Source organism: Rossellomorea sp. NRS-1567, assembly GCF_050467885.1.
GTDB classification, from domain to species: Bacteria; Bacillota; Bacilli; order Bacillales; family Bacillaceae_B; genus Rossellomorea; species Rossellomorea aquimaris_C.
Map to the genome: position 1 here is coordinate 80,567 of NZ_JBITPL010000018.1, position 20,035 is coordinate 100,601.

Genomic DNA, 20,035 nt, shown 5'->3' on the forward strand with positions numbered 1-20,035 from the left:
AACGAGTGCTATAAAGTGATATGATGGGAAGTGGAAAATGAAAGAAGAAACGAGGGTTTTAAATGAATTGGAACGTAAAAGATATTGAAGTCTTTGAATCTGAAAAAGAATACATAGATACAGCTGTCATTCCGATTGTTCCTGTTGATTTCGGGAAGGATATCAAAGTGTCCGCAGCACAATCGGAATTCATTTCACTGCTAACCTTTCACCTTGAAAGACAATTTAAGGGTAGAATGATCATGCCCCCTCCATTTACGTATTCTATGTCTACTTCAAGAGAGAGTGAGGTTTCAAGATTAACCCAGTGGGCCGGGGAATTAAGTGCGGGTGGAGTGAAACATACGTTCTTCCTTACGTCGGACAGCGAGTGGAAAAAGGTAGAGGAGGAATTGAATGACCGCTTGATTTGGGTACCCTCCATACCGCTTGAACATTTAGATGAACAGTACAAACATTCGATAATGGAAGATCAAGTGAAGCAGCTCTTAAATGTGATTGTACAAAAATGGCAAAAAAATTCATAAAAACTTCACATTGTGTCCATCATTTAGAATAGAGAGTTATTGACCTTGTATAGAGTTTAATATATCATAGTTATGTCCTAGTTTTATATTTGTGCGAAATATGTCCGATGGACTTACCTTACGATAGAGGGGGGAAAAGGATGAGCAAACATCGTGTATCTAGACGTCAATTCCTTAACTATACACTTACGGGTGTAGGCGGTTTCATGGCGGCAGGAATGTTAATGCCGATGGTTCGATTTGCTGTAGATCCAGTATTAAAAACTTCAGCTGCTGGAGAATTTAAAGCGACAAAGCAAAAAGTTTCAGAATTAACAAATGAACCAGTACGTGTCGATTTCTCTTATGAACAAAAAGATGCGTGGTACACATCAGAAGTAACACAAACTGCATGGGTTTATAAGAACAAAGAGGGGAATGTTGTTGCTCTTTCACCAGTATGTAAGCATCTTGGATGTACAGTTAACTGGGCGGGCGACAAGAGTAACCCAAACAAGTTCTATTGCCCTTGTCATGGTGGTCTGTATGAGAAAAACGGGAAAAATGTTCCTGGTACACCACCGACGGCACCGTTGGATGTATATCCAACAAAAGAAAAAGACGGTATTTTATACCTTGGACAACCTGAACCAAATAAATATGTTAAGTAAGGGGGCGTAATCTGTGCTGAACAAAATCTATGATTGGGTTGACGAGCGTTTGGACATTACGCCTTTGTGGCGCGATATTGCGGATCACGAAGTACCTGAACATGTAAACCCGGCGCATCACTTTTCAGCGTTTGTTTACTGCTTTGGTGGATTGACATTCTTCGTTACCGTAATTCAAATTTTATCTGGAATGTTCCTGACAATGTACTATGTTCCAGATATTAAAAACGCTTGGGAATCTGTGTATTACCTGCAAAATGAAGTTGCATTTGGACAAATTGTCCGTGGAATGCATCACTGGGGAGCTAGTTTGGTTATCGTAATGATGTTCTTACATACACTACGTGTCTTCTTCCAAGGTGCATACAAAAAACCTCGTGAACTGAACTGGGTTGTTGGAGTACTTATTTTCTTCGTAATGTTAGGACTTGGTTTCACTGGTTACTTATTACCGTGGGATATGAAAGCGCTATTCGCTACGAAGGTTGGTATTGAAATAGCAGCTGCAACACCATTTATTGGTGAGCAAGTGAAGATCTTACTCGCTGGAGATTCTTCTATCATTGGTGCACAAACACTAACGAGATTCTTCGCTATCCATGTATTCTTCCTGCCTGCAGCATTGCTTGGACTAATGGGAGCTCACTTCCTGATGATCCGTAAGCAAGGTATTTCAGGACCACTATAAGATACGAACATAAATTAATAAACCTTAAATTAGAAGGAGGGGGACGCTATGCATCGAGGAAAAGGGATGAAGTTTGTAGGCGACTCACGTGTACCTGCAGACAGAAAGCCGAATATTCCTAAAGATTATTCGGAGTTCCCTGGAAAAACAGAAGCTTTCTGGCCAAACTTCTTACTAAAAGAATGGTTAGTTGGAGCTGTTTTCCTAATCGGTTATCTATGTCTAACGGTTGCTCATCCATCACCGTTAGAGCGTGTTGCCGATCCAACAGATACTGGATATATTCCATTACCTGACTGGTATTTCTTATTCTTATACCAATTACTTAAATACACATATGCATCTGGACCTTATAATGTTATTGGAGCATTCGTTATTCCTGGAATCGCATTTGGAGCGCTTTTACTTGCTCCATTTATCGACGTAGGACCTGAACGTCGCCCAACGAAACGTCCATTTGCAGTAGGATTCATGTTACTTGCACTTGCAGCGACATATTTCTTGACTTGGGAATCAGTTGCAACTCATGACTGGGAAGCAGCGAAGGAACAAGGTAAGATTCAAGCTGAAGTGGATATTGATAAAGAATCTGAAGGCTATAAAATCTATGCAGACCAGAAAAACGGTTGTATTAACTGTCATGGTGAAAATCTGCAAGGCGGAGCAGGACCTTCTTTAGTTGCAACGGGCCTCTCACCTGAAGAAGTGGCGGATATTGCTAAAAACGGTAAACCACCAGGTATGCCTGCAGGTTTATTTAAAGGATCAGACGAAGAGCTGGACAAACTGGCTGAATTCATCTCTGGTTTAAAAGAATAAATAGTGAAAAAGGGCCGGCTTACGTTGGCTCTTTTTTTTCTACTTGAAAGAGAGGATTAAATAAATGCTCTGGATCATGTCCATCTTGAAGAACAAAACGTTTCTGTGGTTGCTTCTCATTGTAAATTTGTTTGGCACAATATACGGTTATATATGGTATATCCCACAACTACGAAATACTCCCTCGCAATTTTTAGTGTTTGTTCCTGACAGCCCGACAGCCAGTCTGTTTTTCTGTTTCGTTCTCATAGCATTTTTACTGAATCGTAATTGGCCATTATTTGAAGTGTTAGCCATTATCACGTTGTTTAAATATGGGATATGGGCCGTGGTTATGAATTTGTTAACACTGTGGGTTTCCGGTGAGTTACCTTGGGAGGGATATATGCTCATGGCGTCACATGGAGCAATGGCTATCCAAGGGATATTGTATTCTTCCTTTTACCGGGTGAGGATTTGGCACATTGTAATAGGTGCCGTATGGACTGTACACAATGACATCATTGATTACGTATATATGCAGTTTCCCGTTTACTCCAGTTTGTCTATGTACATACAGCATATTGGATACTTCACTTTCTGGTTGAGTATTGTCTCGATCGCTATCGCTTATTTCTTCACGCAAAAAACGAAACGGTTAGCTATTCAAGTTAGGCCATAGTCTTTTTTTGGTCTACTCTTGTCCACCCTTTCATAAACTTTACTAGAAGTTTTAGGGGGGACAAGTATGAAATTTATCCAATTCTTTATCGCGCTTTTCTTTTTTCTCATTTTAATACCTCACCCATTAAATGCAGTAGAGTCGACGTCTCCGATGAACGAGCTTGATGAAGTTGCAGACCAGGCCTTACAAATGACAAAGGCTGGAAGATATGAAGAAGCGAAACATCTACTGGTTTATTTCTCTGATGAATTTGCGTCTTTAAGTGCCCAACGCTCTTTTTCAATGGATGAGCTTAGAATTCTCACCATCTCACATAATCTGGCAGTGGAGAGTATCAATCAGACCTCTGCTGACATGGAGCAGAAGGTGAACGCCGTTACAAAGTTCCGCCTTGTGATGGATGCTTTAAGCAGTCAATATCAGCCTTTGTGGGTCGAAATGGAAGACCCGATCATGGAAGCATTTAATGGAGTGAAGTCGGCAGCGGAAGATGGAAATGTAGATGAATACCATACCACATTGAATGTGTTTTTATCGAAATATAATATTATTCAACCAAGTATCAAATTGGATATTCCGGTAGAACGGGCTCAAGCGCTGGAAGCAAGAATTTCTTACTTAGATCATTATAGGCAAGACGTGTTGGAAAGCACAGAAGCAATGAACGAGTTAACATCATTGGAAACGGACCTTGAGAAGCTATTTGAGAATAAACAAGAGGATGAAGCAGATCCTTCCCTCTGGTGGGTGATCATATCAACAGGCAGTATCATTGTCTCTACATTATCCTATGTAGGTTGGAGAAAATATAAAGGACAAGGGGAAGCGAAAAAGTCAGAGCGTCAAAAAAATTGACAGCGCGCTTTTAGCACTATAAAATTTAGGTATCTAAACATCTGGAGGTTATTGCGATAATGGCAGGATTTTTAATTTACTTTTTACTCATTGCTCTGATTCCAATTGGAGCTCAAATGCGAGTAAAGAGTACGTTTAAGAAATATTCAAGAGTAGCCACCACTTCAGGTATGACTGGCAGGGAGATGGCTAGAAGGATTTTGGACGACAATGGATTACACAACGTGAAGGTCGTGGAAGGCAGAGGGTTTTTAAGTGACCATTACAACCCGATTACAAAAACGGTTGCATTGTCACCGGATAACTATCACGGACATTCTGTAGCGGGAGCAGCTGTGGCGGCCCATGAAGTCGGCCATGCGATTCAAGATGCTGAAAGCTATGCATTTCTACGATTCCGTCATGCGTTGGTTCCAGTAGCGAACATAGGCTCCAATATGTCCTGGATCTTCTTATTGATCGGGATGTTCACTCAAATGACAGGGATGTTCCTCCTGGGTATCATTCTGATGGCAGCTGGGGTCGTGTTCCAATTGATCACTCTTCCTGTAGAATTCAATGCTTCTTCCCGGGCTATGAACCAAATCGTTTCACTTGGACTGATCCGGAATGAAGAAGAACGACATGCACGTAAAGTATTGAACGCCGCGGCAATGACATATGTAGCTGCTGCTGCAGTTGCGGTTATTGAATTACTTAGACTTGTATTAATCTTTACTGGCATGAATGGTGACGATTGATACTAAATAAAGAAGAAGCTGGACTCAATACTAGGGTCCAGCTTCTTTTTGTACGATGAAGATGCAGGTAGGTGGTTGAATACCTTTTAGTCATGTAAAGGATTCTTATCTGCGTCTAACGTAAATCCTTCGCCAAGTACGTCATGTACGACGGTGACGGAGACGAATGCGTGTGGATCGACGCTTGTGATAATATTTTTCAGGCGGACGATTTCATTTTTCCCGACCACACAGTAGAGCACTTCCCGGTTTTGTTTCGTGAACGAACCATGCCCTCTTAACACGGTTACTCCCCGATCCATTTTTTCATTGATGACACTTGCGATTTCTTCATGGCTGTCAGAAATGATCATAGCTCCTCTGGCTGAGTATGCCCCTTCCTGCATAAAGTCAATGACCCTTGCCGCCACGAATACAGCGACCAGTGTATACATGGCTTCCCTGTATTCCAGGTACGTGATGAGAGATGCTCCAATGACGACGGCGTCAAACATAAACATCGTTTTCCCCATGCTCCATCCTATGTACTTATGGGCGAGTCGGGCGATGATATCCACGCCACCTGTCGTACCGCCATATCTGAAAATTATCCCCAGTCCAACCCCGATGAAAACCCCTGCAAATAATGCAGCAAGAAACAGATCGCCTTCCAGGTTGATCGTCATTTGATATCTTTGGAAAATCCATAGAAATACAGAAAGACTGACGGTTCCGAGTACAGTATAATAAAAAGCTTTCTTTCCGAGAAGCTTCCAGCCTAAGAAAAATAGGGGAATATTTAAGGCAAGGTTGGAGTAAGACGGATCAATGTCAAATAAAAAATAAAGGATGAGTGTTATACCGGTAAACCCGCCTTCAGCCAATTTATTTTGGATATTAAAATGGACAAGACCAAATGCGAAGATAGCTGACCCCAACAGGATGAATAAAATATTTTTTATACGTAATCCCAACATGTGTGTTCCCTCCTTCTATTCGTATTATCTCGTTGACAGAGACATTATATAAGAAGAGAAACAAACTGGCAATGAAGAGTTAATAAATCAAACGTAATATTTGTCAAACGGGAAGGATTTAGCTAACATGATAGGAGATACTGAAGGAGTGTGGCTTCTTATGGATAATAAAAAAACGATGGATCAATTACAAAAGGAAGTAGACCAATACATAAGTCAATTTAAAGAAGGTTATTTCAGTCCATTGGCAATGGTTGCGAGGCTCACCGAGGAGCTTGGTGAACTAGCGAGAGAAGTGAATCATTATCATGGAGAAAAACCTAAGAAGGATTCAGAAGAAGAAAAAACGATTGAAGAAGAACTGGGGGATTTATTGTTTGTGGTCATCTGCCTGGCAAACTCCCTGGATATCAGCCTGGAAGAGGCTCACGATCGTGTGATGCATAAATTTAATACAAGAGATAAAGATCGCTGGACAAGAATTGAAGGTAGGGATGAAGATGGAACAAATTAACGTCACGATTGCAGGACCAAGAGGAAGAATGGGGAAAGAAGCGGTTCAGTTAGTAAGGGATACTGAACATTTTACGCTTATTAGTGTGATTGATTACAAGGAAGAAATAGATATTGATGTACCGGTGTACGCTGATATTGAAACATGCTTTCAAAATCAAACCCCACATGTGCTTATCGATTTAACGACTCCAGAGGTAGGTTATCACCATACGAAAACCGCCCTTGATTACGGCGTTAGACCCGTGGTGGGAACGACAGGTTTTTCTACTGATGAATTAAATGAACTCAAGACCCTTGCGGAATCAAAGTCATTGGGATGTATCATCGCTCCTAACTTTGCTATCGGTGCAGTGCTCATGATGAAATTTTCCCAAATGGCAGCTAAGTATTTTAATGATGTCGAAATCATTGAATTACATCACGACCAAAAACTGGATGCTCCTTCAGGGACTGCTCTGAAAACAGCAGAAATGATCAGGGAAGTGAGAGAATCGAAGCAGCAGGGACACCCAGATGAAAATGAAACGCATTCTGGTGCAAGGGGAGCGAATGTTGACGGCATGCATATCCATAGTGTTCGCCTGCCGGGATTAATTGCTCATCAACAGGTGATGTTAGGGGCGGAAGGTCAGACAATAACAATCCGCCATGACTCTTTTAACCGGGGAAGCTTCATGTCAGGAGTGAAAGTTTCCGTTGATACGGTCATGAAGCTGGATACACTTGTTTACGGGTTGGAAAATATATTAGATTAAAGGGTGAGTGTTATGAATATCGCATTAATAGCTCATGATAAGAAAAAAGATGATCTGATTCGTTTTGTATTGGCTTATAAGTCGATAATTGAGAAACACGCTCTTTTTGCAACTGGAACAACGGGAAAGAGAATCGGGGAAGAAACGGGATTATCTGTCCATCGTTTCAGGTCAGGTCCACTGGGGGGAGACCAGGAGATAGGTTCTTATATTGCCAATAATAATATGGATCTTGTCCTGTTTTTTAGAGACCCTTTAACAGCTCAGCCTCATGAACCTGATGTATCTGCACTAATCAGACTATGTGATGTGTATTCAGTTCCATTAGCCACCAATATGGGAACAGCAGAAGTATTGGTAAAAGGGCTTCAAAGAGGAGATATCGAGTGGCGGAGTGTGGTAAAGGATAAGGAGGAGTAATGTGGATCAACAAGTAGACATCCTCGCATTTGGCGCACATGCCGATGACGTGGAGATCGGTATGGGGGGCACCCTTGCAAAATATGCGTCAGAAGGAAAGAAGATTGTGATTTGCGATCTCACAGAAGCCGAGCTTTCATCAAATGGAACCGTTTCTTTGCGGAAAGAAGAAGCAATGTCAGCTGCACATATATTAGGTGCCTGCAAGAGGGAGACCTTGGATGTTTCTGATAGAGGCATTTACATAACAGATGAAAACATACAGAAAGTGGTTAACGTGATCAGAATGTACAAGCCGAAAGTGATATTTGCTCCCTACGAGCAGGATCGCCATCCTGATCATGGGAATGCTTCACGATTGATCAAAGAAGCTTTTTTTTCAGCTGGAATTCGGAAATTTCATGCCACAACGCCGGCACATAAAGCGGATAATCTGTATTTTTATATCATCAACGGCTTTCATAAACCTCAATTTGTAGTGAATATTGAGGCATTTATGAATACAAAGATTCGTAGCTTAGAGGCATATACGAGTCAATTTAACCAAGGATCTGAAGGAGTGTCTACTCCTTTAACTGAAGGATACATAGAAGCGGTTGAAGCGAGGGAGCGAATGATGGGGAAAGAAGCGGGCTTACGTTATGCAGAAGGATTCTTTTCCTATAACACCCTAATATTGCATCAAGATTTGTTAGGAGATTAATGGTATGAAAATGAAAATAGGTATTACCTGCTACCCGACTGTTGGAGGCTCAGGCGTAGTAGCAACAGAGCTTGGGAAATTATTAGCAGAAAGAGGTCATGAAATTCACTTTATCACCTCGAGCATTCCATTTCGGTTAAATAAAATGTATCACAACATCTATTTTCATCAAGTGGAAGTGAGTCAGTATTCAGTGTTTCAATATCCGCCTTACGATATAGCACTGGCGAATAAGATGGCAGAAATTACGGAGCGTGAGAACCTGGACATCCTTCATGTACATTATGCGATCCCACATGCAGTCTGTGCCATATTGGGTAAACAAATGTCTGGTAAAGATGTGAAGATTGTCACCACCTTGCACGGCACCGATATTACCGTGCTTGGTTATGACCCTTCTTTAACAGGAGCGATTCGATTCGGGATCGAAAAGTCTGACGTGGTCACCGCGGTTTCTTCCGCATTAGTGAAACAAACCAATGACTTGATACAGCCGGATAAGGACATTCAAACGGTCTATAATTTCATAGACGAAAGAGTATACAAGGCAGTAGATTCCCAGCATCTTAGAAATGAATATGGGATTAAGGACAATGAAAAAGTCATTATTCATGTTTCCAACTTTCGTGGGGTGAAAAGAGTAAAGGATGTTGTAGCAGCATTCAATCTTATACAAAGTGAGATTCCAGCCAAGCTTCTCCTTGTGGGGGACGGACCTGAAATGACGGTGATATGCAGACAGGTGGGAGAACTCGGACTAGAAGATCGAGTTTTGTTCCTTGGAAAACAGGATAACTTAGAAGAGCTTTATTCGCTTAGTGATATTAAGTTGCTGCTTTCAGAAAAAGAAAGTTTCGGTTTAGTTGCCCTGGAGGCTATGGCTTGCGGCGTGCCGAGCATTGGAACAGATGTAGGAGGCATTCCGGAAGTCATTGAGGACGGATACAACGGCTTTATATGTGAAGTCGGGAACGTTGCACAAGTGGCAGAAAAGTCTCTGCTTTTGCTGAAAGATGAAACACTTCACAAGGAACTCTCGGAACATGCACTACAAACGGCCCGAACAAAGTTTCACTCCAGCAAAATTGTCGAAGAGTATGAACGGATCTACAAAGAGCTTCTACCATGATAAAGTCGGAAGGAAAAGATCCTAGTAAAGCAGGTGTTAAAAATGTTACCGAGTATTTTCCAACAAGCCGTACCGGTATTAAAGAAGATTGAAAGGGCGGGATTCGTTGCCTATTTCGTTGGTGGATCCGTCAGGGATCACTTCCTGAGTCGTCCGATTAATGACGTAGATATCGCAACGTCTGCCTATCCACAAGAAATAAAGGAGATATTTCCGAGAACAATTGATATCGGCATAGAACACGGAACCATTCTGGTCATTGATGAGGGCAGGGAATATGAAATCACGACATTCAGGACTGAATCTGCCTATGCGGACTTTAGAAGGCCGGATAAGGTAGAATTCATCCGCTCATTAGAAGGAGATCTGGAGCGCCGTGATTTTACCATGAATAGTATGGCCATGGATGCTGAGGGTAAAGTATATGATCCCTTTAAGGGCCTCGAAGACATACATAATAGAGTGATCCGGACCGTGGGATCACCGGATTTACGGTTTACTGAGGACGCTCTTCGTATGATGAGGGGAGTGCGCTTTGTCAGTCAATTAGGCTTCAAGGTCGAGCCTGTTACACTGAATGCATTAGAAGAGCACTCCAGCCTTCTTGAGCATATAGCCGTAGAAAGAAAGACGATGGAGTTCGAGAAGATTACGGGAGGTAAATGGAAACGAGAGGCACTTTCCCTCCTGGTCCGTACCAACCTATATACTGAACTCCCTCATTTAACTCAACATAAAGAAACTCTTAAACAAGTTGCGGATCTTCCTAGATTAGAAGACATAAATAAGGACCAAGCATGGTTACTTCTTTTGTACATTGGGGATATTGATACCCAGGATTTTCTGAAAGACTGGAGGCTCCCGACGAAAACGATACGGGAACGTTCGAAGGAGCTTGGAATTTTAAAGGAAAGAAGGAAGTCCGGCTGGTCTAAGCCTTTGCTTTATCGTGCCGGCCTGGAAGCAGCGGTTAATGTTGAGAAAGTCCATGAATGCATAGAATCCAAACCCGATTCTTCTATAGAAAACGTGAAAGAAGAATATCAATCATTAGCGATTACATCGAGACAACAACTGGATGTAACAGGAGAGGACTTAATGATATGGGCGAACAAAAAGGGTGGTCCATGGATGAAAGAACTTTTGGCTGAAATTGAATGGGCGATTATAACCGATGCAATCCATAACGATAAAGAAACGATAAGGAGGTGGCTACAGACATGCAATCGACTATAAAGAAGAAACTGCTTCACGCTTTGTCTGAATCGGATCAGGAATTTTTATCAGGACAAGCACTGGCTGATATAGCAGGGTGTTCAAGAACGGCTATTTGGAAGCATATTGAAGAACTTCGTAAAGAAGGTTTTGTGTTAGAAGCCGTAAGAAAAAAAGGGTATCGAATCATTGAAACCCCTGATAGTGTGACAGAAAGTAAGATCCGCTTAGGATTACAAACGAAAACGCTAGGCAGAGTGATCCACTATGAAGAGTCGGTTCAAAGTACACAGCGCATCGCTCATGTGCTTGCTGGCGACGGTGCATCAGAAGGTACATTGGTCATTGCTGACGAACAAACTGCCGGAAGAGGCAGGTTAATGAGAGAGTGGCACTCATCAAAGGGAACGGGAATATGGATGAGTCTGATCTTAAAGCCCCTTCTTCCACCCCAAAAAGCCCCACAGTTTACACTCATTACTGCCGTTGCCGTCGTTCAAGCGATCGAGGAAGTAACAGACCTTCATCCGCAAATCAAATGGCCGAATGATATTCTAATCGATGGAAAGAAAGTGACGGGGATTTTGACGGAGTTGCAGGCTGAATCTGATAAAATAAACTCCATTATTATCGGGATCGGCATGAATGTAAATCACACGAAGGAACACTTTCCTGATGAACTTCAGAAGATTGCAACCTCACTGGCTATAGAACAAGGGGAACCTTTATCAAGATCAGAAATTGTTCAAAAGGTGTTAGAACGAATCGAAGCCCTATATTCTATTTATATGAAGGAAGGCTTTACTCCGGTCAAGCTGTTATGGGAGAGTTATGCAATCAGTATCGGTAAGAATATCCGTGCCCGTACCATCAATGGAACGATTGAAGGAAGGGCACTCGGGATAACCGATGAGGGAGTTCTGAAGATCGAAGACTCAGCAGGGACCGTTCATCAGATTTATTCTGCAGATATTGAAGTGAATATTTAAATGAAACCGGGATAGAGGCTATTCGATTGCTTCCATCCCGGTATTTTTATGGTATAATCTCATTGGGCAGTATCCTTGGAACTGCACCCCTATACGTTCAGCTTTTAATAACTTCAATACAATTTCTGCCTTGATCCATTGTGGACTGGGACAGAGGGTCGAAACAATGATACTAAACACTTATGATCCTTCTGTCATTTATTCAGGAGGTTTTTTTATTTGTGTAATGAAAGTGCTTTCATTTCGTTTCGTCACCTCTGACTGAAAAGAAGGAGGACATTATGAAACAAACATCAGATTTTCTTAAGATGAAGAATAAGAAAGAAAAGATTTCCATGCTTACAGCGTATGATTTTCCAAGTGCCAAGATAGCGGAGGAAGCGGGAATTGATGTCATCCTTGTTGGTGACAGCCTCGGAATGGTTGTATTGGGTTACGACTCAACGGTACCTGTTACAGTTGAAGATATGATCCATCATACGAAAGCCGTAAAAAGAGGGGCGAAAGATACTTTTATCGTCACTGATATGCCGTTTGTGTCCTACCATTTGTCAAGGGATGAAACTCTTAAAACAGCGGCTCAGATTCTTCAACAGGGAGGCGCTCACGCTGTGAAGGTAGAGGGGGGAGATCATGTGGTTGATCGTATCCATTCCCTTACAAGTTCCGGCATACCCGTTATGGCTCATTTAGGTTTAACGCCTCAATCCGTCGGTGTCCTTGGAGGATATAAAGTACAAGGAAAAACAGCCGACACAGCCAAAAAGTTGATCGATGATGCCATAAAATGTGAACAGGCAGGTGCCTTTGCTCTTGTGTTAGAGTGTGTACCAAAGCAAATAGCCAAAGAAATTTCAGCAGCATTAACGATTCCGACCATTGGAATTGGTGCAGGCAGTGAAACAGATGGCCAAGTGTTAGTGTTCCACGATCTTGTAACATACGGGGTGAATCGTGTGCCTAAGTTTGTTAAACAATACAGCAACGTATCAAAAGCCATTCATATCAGCATAAAAAACTATATAGAAGAAGTTAAAGGGGGGAGCTTCCCATCTGATGACCATTCCTTCACGATGCGGGATGAAGAATTGGATGCTCTCTATGGTGGAATGAAAAAATGAAAGTGATAACGACCATAAAAGATCTGCAAGATTCGATACAACAAGTAAAGAATTCAGGTTCCTCTATCGGATTTGTCCCTACAATGGGATACCTTCATGAAGGGCACTTGACTCTGGCGGAGGAAGCGGGTAAGAACAACGATACTGTCGTGATGAGTATCTTTGTAAACCCCCTGCAGTTCGGTCCGAATGAAGACTTCGACCGCTATCCTCGTGATGTTGAAAGAGATACGGAGTTAGCAAAGAATGTCGGGGTTGATATACTCTTTATTCCTGAAGTAGTAGATATGTATGATGGGAAACAATCTGTAACCTTGAGTGTGATAGAGCGGGTAGAAGTACTGTGCGGACGAAAACGGGAAGGTCATTTTGACGGAGTGGTAACCGTTCTGACTAAATTGTTTCACCTTATTCAGCCGACCAGAGCGTATTTCGGGCTGAAGGATGCCCAGCAGATTGCAGTAGTGGAAGGGTTAGTAAGGAACTATTTCTTTCCGGTGGAAATTGTGAGGGTGCCTACCGTCAGGGAAGAGGATGGCTTGGCGAAAAGCTCAAGAAATGTCTATCTATCAAAAGAAGAAAGAAGGGAAGCTCCTTCACTTTATCAAAGTCTGATAGAAGCAAAAAATCGTATTGATGCCGGAGAGAGAGACCCCGATTCGATTATTTCCATGATTTCAATGAACGTTCAAGAAAATACCTCTGGAAAAATCGATTATGTGGAAGTGTACTCCTTTCCTGAGTTAGCGGAACTGTCCAGATTACAGGGTGAGATCATTATAGCTTTGGCAGTTCAATTTCAACAGGCCAGATTAATTGATAATATAATCATCAGTGTAGAACCAGAGGAGGATTCAAATGTTTAGAACGATGATGAGTGGTAAAATCCACAGAGCGACTGTAACAGAAGCGAACTTGGATTATGTGGGAAGCATTACCATCGATCAGGATATATTAGATGCAGTCGGAATGATGGCGAATGAAAAGGTTCAGATTGTCAACAACAACAATGGAGCCCGCCTGGAGACTTACATTATACCAGGTGAAAGAGGAAGCGGCGTCATATGTTTGAACGGCGCAGCTGCAAGACTTGTGCAAAAAGGTGATATTGTCATCATCATATCGTATAAACTAGTAGCTGAAGAAATGGTCTATGATCATATCCCGAAAGTGGCTATCATGGGAGAAAAAAACCGTATCATTGATATGATCGGTACAGAACCTGAAGCGACAATACTATAAAAGAAAGCGGCAAGTCTTCTCATTTGTGAATAGGAGACTTGCTTTTTTGTTTATGGTACAATTATTTAGAAATCATAAGAGTATGATGCAGGATCTAAATAAAGGCAGTGAAGAACATGTACCCATTTAAACTCGTTGTTATCGATCTTGAAACAACAGGAAATTCTCCTAAAAAGGGAGAAAAAATCATTCAACTATCAGCGGTTATTATAGAAAGCGGAAAAATCATTGATCAATTCACATCATTTGTTTCACCTGGAAAACCGATTCCTGCGTTTATTGAGGAATTGACGGGGATCAATGATGATATGGTCAAGGACGCTCCAGCTTTTCATGAAATTGCACCGAAAATACTTGAGCTTCTGGATCATGGCGTTTTTGTTGCTCACAATGTTCAATTCGATCTATCATTTCTTCAAGCAGAACTGGAAGATGCAGGCTATAACCCATTTACGGGTCCTAGCTTCGATACAGTAGAATTAGCTAAAGTGGTCTTACCATCAGCAGACAGTTTTAAGCTGACGGAATTATCCAATTCATTGGAATTAAGCCACGTAAGACCTCACCAGGCAGACAGTGATGCCTATGTGACAGCCGAAATTCTTCTTTATTTTATTGAAGAATTGTCAAAGCTGCCCTTAGTCACACTCGAAAATCTTCACAAGCTTTCACGTCATTTGAAAAGTGATCTTTCCTTATTGTTTGACAGTATTGTGAGTGAGAAACAAAAACACGTAGAGGACCTTCCACCACAGTTAGAGGTGTATCGGGGACTGGCTCTCCGGAAGAAATCTGCTTCACAGAAAGATGAATCAACTATTGAAGATCTCCATATTGATGAACCCGATATAGAAGAACACTTGGCGCAATATGTCCCCTTCTATGAGAAGAGAGAGCAGCAAATGGAAATGATGGATGAGATTCAACAGGCTTTTCATGAATCCCGGCATGTGGTCATAGAAGCGGGGACAGGGGTTGGCAAGTCACTGGGCTACTTATGGCCTGCGGTCATGTTTGCCAAGGGCTCTCATGAAAAAGTGGTCATCAGTACATACACCATCCAATTGCAAGAGCAATTACTTCATAAAGAAATTAAATTATTGGAAAAAATAAGCCCTACACCATTCAGAACCGTACTACTAAAAGGGAAAAATCATTACATAAACCTGTTCAAGTTTGAACAGTCTCTCAGGGAAGATGAGTCTCAATATGACGTAGTACTGACAAAGATGCAAATTCTGGTATGGCTTACACGAACAGAGTCCGGTGATATGGATGAACTTAACCTTACTTCCGGGGGGCAGTTGTTCTGGAATCGTCTAAAACATGACGGATGGCACTTACCTCATACGAAAGATCCCTGGGTTGGGAAAGACTTCTATCTTTTCGCAAGAAAGAGTGCTCAAGAAGCAGATATCATCATTACAAATCACTCAATGCTTCTGACTGATATTGTGAAGGAAAGCAGCATGCTTCCTCCTTACGATTACTTAGTGATAGATGAGGCTCATCATCTGGAGAAGTCAGCAAGACAGCATCTTGGAGTTGTAATGGATTATCTCTCCATTAAGTTTAGTACTTCCCAGTTAGGAACTCTGGACCAAAAACAGTTGTTCTATCGACTTGATCAGCTTATTTCCAACCATTCAGTTCAAATGAATACCCACTCATTTGAATTGGATTCTCGTATTAGTCAGTTTTACATTGATTTAGAAGAGGCCATCGGAGTGTTGACGAGCGTTTTCTATAAGAAAGCCAAAAAGAGAACCGGAGTACAAAAAATACAGCTGAGAATTACGGACGAAATGAAGAAGAGCAGCTACTTCCAACCTGTACTCATGTCCATGGAACGGGTTATTTCAGGAATGAAGTTTGTGGAAAAGGAGTTTCAGCAGATTCTGGAGACAATCAAGGATAAGAAGATCAAGCTACAAGATAAAGAAAAAGCCTTGATTGAAGAATTCTACAGCTTTTTAGTGGATTGGGCAGAGTTGAGAATGAATTTTCAAACCGTCTTTTTAAGAGAAATGAACAACCATGTTCTCTGGTTAGATGGAGATACAAGATCATTACCGAATAGTCTTTCTATCCAAGCTCAACCAGTTACCGTCAATCGTAATCTTCAAGATGAGATCTTTGCCAAAAAGAAAAGTGTCGTCCTTACTTCAGCTACCCTGACCGTCAGAGGGTCTTTCAATTACTTCTTAAACGAGATTGGACTCATAGGTCAAGGGGTAAAGCAGTTACAGCTTACTTCTCCTTTTGATTACAATGAAGTTTCCAGATTGTTCGTCCCAACAGACGTCCCTGAAATTCAGCAAGTTCAAAGTGAAGAGTATATTGAAGCAATAAGCTCGCATTTAATTGGAGTGGCTCAAGCGACGAAAGGGCGAATGCTCATCTTATTTACGTCTTACGATATGTTAAGGAAAACATATGAGCTGATGAAAGAAAGTGGTTTATTAGAGGAATATGTATTAATGGCACAAGGAATCACCTCAGGAAGTCGTACACGGCTGACAAAGAACTTCCAGCGATTTGACAAGGCGATTTTATTTGGAACGAGTAGTTTCTGGGAGGGTGTAGACATTCCAGGAGAAGACCTGTCTTGTCTTGCCATGGTCAGACTTCCATTTTCACCACCTGACGAGCCTGTCAATCAGGCAAAATCAGATATCCTCAAGGCTCAAGGGAAGAACCCGTTTTCTTCTCACTCTTTACCCGAAGCGATAATTCGGTTCAAGCAAGGGGTAGGAAGGCTGATTAGAAGAAGCAGTGATCGGGGAATCGTGATTGTATATGACCGAAGAGTGATGACGACAAGGTATGGTAAGGCTTTCTTGCAGTCGATTCCTTCAATGGAACTAAAAGAAGGAGATTTATTTGATTTGGTTTCATGGATTGAAGATTGGCTCTAATACAGATTAAACTTCAGTGATAAATTTTACTCTTTAACACAACCTAAAGAGTAGATGTGAAACTGGAGGATTGAAAATGAGAGTGATCTTTTCGGTAATGCTGACTTTTTTCCTTGTCATTTCAAATGCCTATGGAATGAAAGTGCCTCAGGTGGATTTACATGTATCACATGAGGAGTATGCGATTAGTTTTCTTCCTGTTTTAAAAGGGGAGGTAGCAGTTCTTCATTTAGCTTCCGGGAAAAATTATTTAATTAATACAGGACCCCTTCAGGAAAGTAAACAATTATATTATTATTTGAATCAAATGCATATTGACAACATTAAGGCAATCATCCTCACGGAAAAAAGAGAAGTGCATGAGGATATGATTACTGAACTTGGTAAGAAGTATTCCATAAAAGAAATAATAACGGGTAAATCCCTGGCTGAAGCAATACAGAAAAAAGGTTCCTTTAGGATGCACACGATCACAGAAGATCAGTCATACTCGCTTTCAAAAGAGTTAGCATTAAATGTGATGCATGAAGGCAATGAGAAAGGAGAGGGATTGGACTTTTCCATTACCTTCTTCCATCATCGCTTTTTGTGGCTGAGCTCACAATCATTGCATTCTGAAGAGGTTTTACTTACAAAACCCCTAAAGAACGTCAATATTGTCAAAATACCTCTTCATTCTAAATCGGAAAGCATGTCACACAGTCTCCTGAAGCATATCGATCCTCAAACGGCTTTACTATACCGTTGTAAGGAAAGGCTTCTTAATGGTGAAATGCTCGAAGCCATCAACGAGGCGTGGATTGATCTGTACTTAACTGGGCAACATGGATTGATCGCCATCAAATTTAATAAGCGAAACTACGAAGTGCTTACCTTTGATCAAGAAGATGGAGTGTTTAAAGAAGAGGGCGGAAAACACTAATGCCGAAAGAGAAAAAAGTCAGGCTGTCAACGTTGTCAGCCTGACTGAGTGTGGATTAGGAAATCGTTTTTGTGATACGCTCTACCATAATAGCCATTAATGTTGTTATAATGTGTGTAGCGTTTCTTACTCATAGTGTGGCGAGTAGCAGTGACGTCATGAGTAGAAAAAATGTTTTTATTAGGGGAGTAACGTAAGTAAGCGGGTAAAAGGAGGAACACCATGGAGAGCCGAATTGAAATTCTTTCCACCGTTCGTATCGAATATACGGATAACTTATATAAAGTGGTTGATACATTAAATAGAACCTTAAAAAAAGATGATTATATGTTTGGTTTAGCCTTAGATCCGGAAGATCAGAATCAAGCAGTACTAACAATATATCGTACATAAAGAGTGATTGTAATGAAAAAATGGATAACAATTTTCGCCCTATTGTTCTTAGTCATTGGGATAACGGCTTCGGTCGTACTTTATCAAGTTTCACGGAACCCTTTGGATAATCAGGCAGAGAAAGCTCTGGATAGAGTGAAAGCTGAAACGGCTATCGTTGAAGTTGAAAACACAAGCTTCTATAACGGATCTAAGTCATATGTTGTTGTGACAGGCAAGGATGATCAAAATGAGAAGCTCGTCGCTTGGGTACCCAATAAAAAAGGGGAAATAATCGAGAAAAAATGGGCAGATGGTATCTCAAAAGAACAGGCAATCAATAAACTAAATGAGGAAAAACAACCGAAGGAATTATTATCGGTACGTTTAGGATATGAATCTGTTGGGCCTGTATGGGAAATCACCTACTTGGATCAACAAGACAATTTAAATTACTTCTACCTGCTGTTTTCTACTGGAGAATGGTGGAGAAAAATTGAAAATTTATGATCAGGGGGAATACTGCAATGAAATTTACGTTAGCTGACAGAGTAAGTGCTTTAACACCATCAACGACTTTAGCGATTACTGCAAAAGCAAAGGAAATGAAGTCACAGGGTATTGATGTTATCGGTTTAGGTGCAGGTGAACCTGACTTTAATACTCCTGAACATATCATCAATGCTGCGTATGCGTCCATGACTGAAGGCCACACAAAGTATACTCCATCCGGTGGTATGGCCAAATTAAAAGAAGCTATCATCCATAAATTTGAAACAGATCAGAAACTTACTTATAAACCATCTGAGATCATCGTGACGAGTGGTGCAAAGCATGCCCTTTATACATTGTTTCAAGTTCTTTTAAACGAAAATGATGAAGTCATCATTCCTACTCCATACTGGGTCAGCTATCCTGAACAAGTGAAGCTTGCCGGAGGAACTCCCGTGATCGTTGAAGGGAAAGAAAAGAATGAGTACAAAGTTACTCCACAGCAGTTAAAAGAGACGATTACTTCCAAAACGAAAGCAGTCATTCTCAACACACCTAGTAACCCTACAGGCATGCTATACTCCCAGGAAGAGTTACAAGCGATTGGAGAAGTGTGCTTAGAGAACGATATTCTGATCGTTTCAGACGAGATTTATGAAAAGCTTGTGTATGACGGGAACTCACACACGTCTATTGCTGAATTATCTCCGGAACTTAAAGAGCAAACCATCGTGATCAATGGGGTGTCAAAATCTCATTCCATGACGGGATGGAGAATTGGATATGCGGCAGGGAACGAGGCAATCATTAAAGCAATGACCAATCTTGCCAGTCATTCTACCTCTAACCCAACGACGACTTCACAATATGGGACAGTTGCTGCCTATTTAGGAGATCAACAACCTGTAGAGGAAATGAGACAGGCATTTGAAGAGCGACTAAACATTGTTTTTGATAAATTGAACAGTATTCCAGGGTTTCATTGTTTGAAGCCTCAAGGTGCTTTCTATCTGTTCCCGAATGTGTCAGAGGCGGCCGAGAAAACAGGCTACAACAATGTGGACGAATTTACCAAAGCTCTGCTGGAAGAGGCAAAGGTAGCGGTTATTCCAGGTTCTGGTTTCGGATCGGACAATAATATCCGTCTTTCTTATGCCACAAGTCTTGATGCACTCGAAAAAGCAATTGAGAGAATGCATGAATTTGTTGTTAGGAAGAGTAAATAATATAAGGTTTGCAGACCGCGTTTGTTTCGGTCTGCTTTTTCCTTAAAATCATCTCGTTTTGCTGTATCTATTGCGGCGGGATAATGGTAAATGTATAATAAATAACGATACATAAG

General features: G+C 41.3%; 24 protein-coding genes. 22 read left to right on the forward strand and 2 right to left on the reverse strand.

Features of this window, described 5'->3' with window-relative positions; translation table 11 throughout:
- Positions 1-62: 62 nt before the first annotated feature.
- From ACIFOD_RS13835 to ACIFOD_RS13865, 7 genes are all read left to right on the forward strand, one after another.
- Positions 63-527 carry a YpiF family protein gene (locus tag ACIFOD_RS13835; RefSeq protein ID WP_430315130.1) on the forward strand — a complete coding sequence of 155 codons (465 nt, stop codon included), beginning with the start codon at positions 63-65 and terminating at the stop codon, positions 525-527.
- 140 nt (positions 528-667) lie between these two features.
- Positions 668-1,177 carry a ubiquinol-cytochrome c reductase iron-sulfur subunit gene (locus ACIFOD_RS13840; protein WP_044336348.1) on the forward strand — a complete coding sequence of 170 codons (510 nt, stop codon included), beginning with the start codon at positions 668-670 and terminating at the stop codon, positions 1,175-1,177.
- A gap of 13 nt (positions 1,178-1,190) precedes the next feature.
- Entirely contained in the window at positions 1,191-1,865 is a 675-nt protein-coding gene (gene qcrB / locus ACIFOD_RS13845) for a menaquinol-cytochrome c reductase cytochrome b subunit (RefSeq protein WP_044336350.1), read from the forward strand.
- Positions 1,866-1,913: 48 nt separating this feature from the next.
- The gene (locus ACIFOD_RS13850; RefSeq protein ID WP_397553536.1) at positions 1,914-2,684 is read left to right on the forward strand and encodes a menaquinol-cytochrome c reductase cytochrome b/c subunit; all 771 of its coding nucleotides are present in this window, start codon (positions 1,914-1,916) and stop codon (positions 2,682-2,684) included.
- 76 nt (positions 2,685-2,760) lie between these two features.
- Positions 2,761-3,345, forward strand: a complete 585-nt coding sequence (locus ACIFOD_RS13855; protein ID WP_430315131.1) for a DUF1405 domain-containing protein — start codon at positions 2,761-2,763, stop codon at positions 3,343-3,345.
- A gap of 66 nt (positions 3,346-3,411) precedes the next feature.
- Positions 3,412-4,203, forward strand: a complete 792-nt coding sequence (ypjB, locus tag ACIFOD_RS13860; protein ID WP_430315132.1) for a sporulation protein YpjB — start codon at positions 3,412-3,414, stop codon at positions 4,201-4,203.
- 59 nt (positions 4,204-4,262) lie between these two features.
- A complete protein-coding gene (locus ACIFOD_RS13865) occupies positions 4,263-4,943 on the forward strand; it encodes a zinc metallopeptidase (RefSeq protein ID WP_113970695.1) in 681 nt (226 codons plus the stop codon).
- Positions 4,944-5,029: 86 nt separating this feature from the next.
- On the opposite strand, the gene ACIFOD_RS13870 is transcribed toward ACIFOD_RS13865, so the two are convergent.
- Positions 5,030-5,899 carry a YitT family protein gene (locus tag ACIFOD_RS13870; protein WP_430315133.1) on the reverse strand — a complete coding sequence of 290 codons (870 nt, stop codon included), beginning with the start codon at positions 5,897-5,899 and terminating at the stop codon, positions 5,030-5,032.
- 100 nt (positions 5,900-5,999) lie between these two features.
- Here ACIFOD_RS13870 and ACIFOD_RS13875 point away from each other — a divergent pair, with 100 nt between their 5' ends.
- The 7 genes from ACIFOD_RS13875 to ACIFOD_RS13905 are packed head-to-tail and all read left to right on the forward strand — an operon-like array spanning position 6,000 to position 11,626.
- On the forward strand, positions 6,000-6,413 hold the full coding sequence (locus ACIFOD_RS13875; protein ID WP_430315134.1) for a nucleotide pyrophosphohydrolase: 414 nt from the start codon (positions 6,000-6,002) through the stop codon (positions 6,411-6,413).
- On the forward strand, positions 6,400-7,170 hold the full coding sequence (dapB, locus tag ACIFOD_RS13880; protein ID WP_430315135.1) for a 4-hydroxy-tetrahydrodipicolinate reductase: 771 nt from the start codon (positions 6,400-6,402) through the stop codon (positions 7,168-7,170). The genes ACIFOD_RS13875 and dapB overlap by 14 nt, the downstream gene beginning before the upstream one ends.
- Positions 7,171-7,182: 12 nt before the next feature.
- Entirely contained in the window at positions 7,183-7,590 is a 408-nt protein-coding gene (gene mgsA, locus ACIFOD_RS13885; RefSeq protein WP_397553541.1) for a methylglyoxal synthase, read from the forward strand.
- 1 nt (position 7,591) lies between these two features.
- Positions 7,592-8,293 (forward strand): bacillithiol biosynthesis deacetylase BshB1, encoded by a 702-nt coding sequence (bshB1, locus tag ACIFOD_RS13890; protein ID WP_397553542.1) that lies wholly within the window; start codon positions 7,592-7,594, stop codon positions 8,291-8,293.
- 4 nt (positions 8,294-8,297) lie between these two features.
- Positions 8,298-9,422, forward strand: coding sequence for an N-acetyl-alpha-D-glucosaminyl L-malate synthase BshA (gene bshA, locus ACIFOD_RS13895; protein WP_430315136.1), 1,125 nt, complete (start codon positions 8,298-8,300; stop codon positions 9,420-9,422).
- Positions 9,423-9,464: 42 nt separating this feature from the next.
- Positions 9,465-10,658 (forward strand): CCA tRNA nucleotidyltransferase, encoded by a 1,194-nt coding sequence (locus ACIFOD_RS13900; protein WP_430315293.1) that lies wholly within the window; start codon positions 9,465-9,467, stop codon positions 10,656-10,658.
- A complete protein-coding gene (locus ACIFOD_RS13905; protein WP_430315137.1) occupies positions 10,643-11,626 on the forward strand; it encodes a biotin--[acetyl-CoA-carboxylase] ligase in 984 nt (327 codons plus the stop codon). The genes ACIFOD_RS13900 and ACIFOD_RS13905 overlap by 16 nt, the downstream gene beginning before the upstream one ends.
- An 18-nt stretch (positions 11,627-11,644) precedes the next feature.
- Here the strand turns inward: ACIFOD_RS13905 and ACIFOD_RS13910 are convergent, their stop codons facing one another.
- A complete protein-coding gene (locus ACIFOD_RS13910) occupies positions 11,645-11,806 on the reverse strand; it encodes a hypothetical protein (RefSeq protein WP_181778205.1) in 162 nt (53 codons plus the stop codon).
- 101 nt (positions 11,807-11,907) lie between these two features.
- On the opposite strand from ACIFOD_RS13910, the gene panB reads away from it, so the two are divergent.
- From panB to ACIFOD_RS13950, 8 genes are all read left to right on the forward strand, one after another.
- Entirely contained in the window at positions 11,908-12,747 is an 840-nt protein-coding gene (panB, locus tag ACIFOD_RS13915; protein WP_430315138.1) for a 3-methyl-2-oxobutanoate hydroxymethyltransferase, read from the forward strand.
- On the forward strand, positions 12,744-13,613 hold the full coding sequence (panC, locus tag ACIFOD_RS13920) for a pantoate--beta-alanine ligase (RefSeq protein WP_430315139.1): 870 nt from the start codon (positions 12,744-12,746) through the stop codon (positions 13,611-13,613). Before panB ends, panC begins: the two co-directional genes overlap by 4 nt.
- A complete protein-coding gene (gene panD / locus ACIFOD_RS13925; protein WP_430315140.1) occupies positions 13,606-13,989 on the forward strand; it encodes an aspartate 1-decarboxylase in 384 nt (127 codons plus the stop codon). Before panC ends, panD begins: the two co-directional genes overlap by 8 nt.
- A gap of 116 nt (positions 13,990-14,105) precedes the next feature.
- Positions 14,106-16,907 (forward strand): ATP-dependent DNA helicase DinG, encoded by a 2,802-nt coding sequence (gene dinG, locus ACIFOD_RS13930; RefSeq protein ID WP_430315141.1) that lies wholly within the window; start codon positions 14,106-14,108, stop codon positions 16,905-16,907.
- A gap of 76 nt (positions 16,908-16,983) precedes the next feature.
- Positions 16,984-17,829: a hypothetical protein gene (locus tag ACIFOD_RS13935; RefSeq protein ID WP_430315142.1), complete on the forward strand. Its 846-nt coding sequence runs from the start codon at positions 16,984-16,986 to the stop codon at positions 17,827-17,829.
- 222 nt (positions 17,830-18,051) lie between these two features.
- Complete coding sequence (locus tag ACIFOD_RS13940) at positions 18,052-18,222, forward strand: YpmA family protein (protein WP_082051082.1); 171 nt, start codon at positions 18,052-18,054, stop codon at positions 18,220-18,222.
- Between the two features lie 12 nt (positions 18,223-18,234).
- On the forward strand, positions 18,235-18,711 hold the full coding sequence (locus ACIFOD_RS13945) for a DUF5590 domain-containing protein (protein WP_397553549.1): 477 nt from the start codon (positions 18,235-18,237) through the stop codon (positions 18,709-18,711).
- Between the two features lie 17 nt (positions 18,712-18,728).
- Positions 18,729-19,919 carry a pyridoxal phosphate-dependent aminotransferase gene (locus tag ACIFOD_RS13950; RefSeq protein WP_430315143.1) on the forward strand — a complete coding sequence of 397 codons (1,191 nt, stop codon included), beginning with the start codon at positions 18,729-18,731 and terminating at the stop codon, positions 19,917-19,919.
- Positions 19,920-20,035 lie beyond the last annotated feature (116 nt).

Bases quoted from the DNA above. Each gene is read 5' to 3' on its own strand.
- ACIFOD_RS13855 (WP_430315131.1), top strand. From the start codon at position 2,761: ATGTCCATCTTGAAGAACAAAACGTTTCTGTGGTTGCTTCTCATTGTA.
- ACIFOD_RS13935 (WP_430315142.1), top strand. From the start codon at position 16,984: ATGAGAGTGATCTTTTCGGTAATGCTGACTTTTTTCCTTGTCATTTCA.
- bshA (WP_430315136.1), top strand. From the start codon at position 8,298: ATGAAAATGAAAATAGGTATTACCTGCTACCCGACTGTTGGAGGCTCA.
- ACIFOD_RS13900 (WP_430315293.1), top strand. From the start codon at position 9,465: ATGTTACCGAGTATTTTCCAACAAGCCGTACCGGTATTAAAGAAGATT.
- ACIFOD_RS13940 (WP_082051082.1), top strand. From the start codon at position 18,052: ATGGAGAGCCGAATTGAAATTCTTTCCACCGTTCGTATCGAATATACG.
- ACIFOD_RS13945 (WP_397553549.1), top strand. From the start codon at position 18,235: ATGAAAAAATGGATAACAATTTTCGCCCTATTGTTCTTAGTCATTGGG.
- ypjB (WP_430315132.1), top strand. From the start codon at position 3,412: ATGAAATTTATCCAATTCTTTATCGCGCTTTTCTTTTTTCTCATTTTA.
- panC (WP_430315139.1), top strand. From the start codon at position 12,744: ATGAAAGTGATAACGACCATAAAAGATCTGCAAGATTCGATACAACAA.
- ACIFOD_RS13905 (WP_430315137.1), top strand. From the start codon at position 10,643: ATGCAATCGACTATAAAGAAGAAACTGCTTCACGCTTTGTCTGAATCG.
- ACIFOD_RS13835 (WP_430315130.1), top strand. From the start codon at position 63: ATGAATTGGAACGTAAAAGATATTGAAGTCTTTGAATCTGAAAAAGAA.
- mgsA (WP_397553541.1), top strand. From the start codon at position 7,183: ATGAATATCGCATTAATAGCTCATGATAAGAAAAAAGATGATCTGATT.
- panD (WP_430315140.1), top strand. From the start codon at position 13,606: ATGTTTAGAACGATGATGAGTGGTAAAATCCACAGAGCGACTGTAACA.
- ACIFOD_RS13850 (WP_397553536.1), top strand. From the start codon at position 1,914: ATGCATCGAGGAAAAGGGATGAAGTTTGTAGGCGACTCACGTGTACCT.
- dapB (WP_430315135.1), top strand. From the start codon at position 6,400: ATGGAACAAATTAACGTCACGATTGCAGGACCAAGAGGAAGAATGGGG.
- ACIFOD_RS13950 (WP_430315143.1), top strand. From the start codon at position 18,729: ATGAAATTTACGTTAGCTGACAGAGTAAGTGCTTTAACACCATCAACG.
- panB (WP_430315138.1), top strand. From the start codon at position 11,908: ATGAAACAAACATCAGATTTTCTTAAGATGAAGAATAAGAAAGAAAAG.
- ACIFOD_RS13870 (WP_430315133.1), bottom strand. From the start codon at position 5,899: ATGTTGGGATTACGTATAAAAAATATTTTATTCATCCTGTTGGGGTCA.
- dinG (WP_430315141.1), top strand. From the start codon at position 14,106: ATGTACCCATTTAAACTCGTTGTTATCGATCTTGAAACAACAGGAAAT.
- ACIFOD_RS13865 (WP_113970695.1), top strand. From the start codon at position 4,263: ATGGCAGGATTTTTAATTTACTTTTTACTCATTGCTCTGATTCCAATT.
- ACIFOD_RS13840 (WP_044336348.1), top strand. From the start codon at position 668: ATGAGCAAACATCGTGTATCTAGACGTCAATTCCTTAACTATACACTT.